This window comes from Streptococcus oralis (assembly GCF_001075675.1).
In the GTDB taxonomy this organism is placed as follows: Bacteria; Bacillota; Bacilli; order Lactobacillales; family Streptococcaceae; genus Streptococcus; species Streptococcus oralis_V.
Map to the genome: position 1 here is coordinate 1 of NZ_JUNW01000002.1, position 463 is coordinate 463.

1 protein-coding gene is annotated in these 463 nt (G+C 39.7%); it reads right to left on the reverse strand.

Features of this window, described 5'->3' with window-relative positions:
* Positions 1-143: 143 nt before the first annotated feature.
* A partial coding sequence (locus ADM50_RS09670; RefSeq protein ID WP_239684794.1) for a hypothetical protein occupies positions 144-463 on the reverse strand: 320 nt, incomplete at its 5' end.

The following is a 463-nucleotide window of genomic DNA, read 5'->3' on the forward strand; positions in this document are numbered from 1 at the left end:
CTCTTCGGGTTGCAGTGCTATCCCTGAAACTTTGGTTTCTAAAGAACTGAAATTGCGATTGAACAATTCGCCCCCAGTGTTAGATGGCTCTTGACTTCGGTCAAGGGCTTTTTGATGCTTTTAAAGTTGATTCCCTCAGTAAGTTATAGTAAAGTATAAATATCGAGAGGATAACATGGGGCGACTGGTGACAGAGCGTTCAGTTGGTTATCTTCGTTAAAAGCGTAGATGATTTTTTGATTGGCAAATCTATCTAAATATTGTTGTGCTGACCGTTGCAAAGCATCCGCATACTTATTTAAAGTCCTTATGTCCACATCTTCAGGGTATTTGTAGCTACCACGCAACCGATAACTTGACTTTACTGACTTGTCAATGTTAAAATATAATCGAACATTGGTATGAAAATCAGGTTGAGTCGTTGACTCTTCGGGTTGCAGTGCTATCCCTGAAACTTTGGTTT